The sequence below is a fragment of the Pseudorhodobacter sp. W20_MBD10_FR17 genome (assembly GCF_052119765.1).
Classification (GTDB): Bacteria; Pseudomonadota; Alphaproteobacteria; order Rhodobacterales; family Rhodobacteraceae; genus Pseudorhodobacter.
The window spans coordinates 1-1,288 of record NZ_JBGQOQ010000110.1 but is presented as its reverse complement, the minus strand read 5'-3'; the positions used below and the strand labels follow the sequence as shown (position 1 = coordinate 1,288).

Here is a 1,288-nt window from a genome sequence, read left to right as displayed (position 1 = left end):
ACAATAGGGTTTTCTGGAGCAAGACCAAATCTTGTGGGTGAATCAATTTGCCACACGACTTGTGGGTAACTTCAAGTCGATGACCTCCAGCGCACCTTGTCCACCCTGAACGATCGGTGCTTCGCGCAGGAGGGCGCGCAGATCGAACGGCTCGCTCATCAGGATGTCGCGCGTCAGAAGCACGCCGATGATGTCGTCTCTATCACCGTCGCGCACCGGCAGTCTGGACCGGCTCATCCCGCGCAGCTGTTTGAGTATCTGCGCCTTATTGCTGGATGCCTCGAGCGTTTCGACCTCGTGGCGCGGCGTCATTAGCCCGCGCGCTGTGCGGTCGGCCACGCGCATGACGCCCGCGATCATCCCGCTTTCGGCACGGTTCATGGCCCCGGTGCTTTCGGCCTCAGCGATGATCAGGCGCACCTCCTCATCGCTCACCTTGCGTGAGTGGGCGCCGGACTAACCGAGCAGACGCAATACAAGTTTTCCCGACCGATCAAGCACCCAGATCAGCGGCGCCGCAAAACGCGCGATGAGCCCCATCATCGGGGCCATTCGGGCCGCGACCTGTTCAGGCGCACGCAAGGCGATCTGTTTGGGAACAAGTTCGCCCACGATCAGCGACAGATAGGTAATGGCCACAACCACGGACCCCACACCAAGAGGTTGCGCAAGGTTCGCCGCCAAACCAGCCTCGATCAACGATGTGGACAAACGCGCACCAAGTGTCGCACCAGAGAAAGCACCCGCCAGCACCCCCACCAGCGTGATGCCGATCTGAACACTGGACAGGAACCGGCCGGGGTCCTTGGCAAGCGTGATGGCAATCGCGGCTCCCCTGCTGCCCTTGTCGACCATCAGCTTCAACCGGGCGGGGCGGGCAGAGACAATGGCTAGTTCAGACATCGCCAGCGCGCCATTGATCAGCGTGAGCAGAACGACGATTGCAATTTCTAAAACCATTTTCTCCAACTTTTACCGGACAGTTCCGGACTTCATTTCACAGATTTTGCGTCAAATACCACGATGCGAGACCATGAAGAAGCGCGTTAATTCCGAAAGAGCCGAAATGCGCTGCCGACGATATCCCAAAGGTCCAACTGTTGAATTCTGCGAGAAATTGACCCAGTTTCCCGAAACGCCGTGACCCACTGGCATCAAGAATTCCGTCGACTTTTCATGAGAATATCATGTTGCAGAGGGGTCAGCGCCAAATGGAAAAATGGGGGTGCGGACGAAAACTTGGACTATCTTGGAGATAGTTCATGTATAGCTACGAAGAACGAATGCG

General features: G+C 57.2%; 2 protein-coding genes. Both read right to left on the bottom strand.

The annotated features are described in order from the left end of the window. Positions 1-42: 42 nt before the first annotated feature. Positions 43-435 (bottom strand): hypothetical protein, encoded by a 393-nt coding sequence (locus ACEN2J_RS20810; RefSeq protein WP_442108675.1) that lies wholly within the window; start codon positions 433-435, stop codon positions 43-45. A 21-nt stretch (positions 436-456) separates the two neighbouring features. Then, complete coding sequence (locus ACEN2J_RS20805) at positions 457-960, bottom strand: CNNM domain-containing protein (protein WP_442108673.1); 504 nt, start codon at positions 958-960, stop codon at positions 457-459. Positions 961-1,288: the final 328 nt, after the last annotated feature.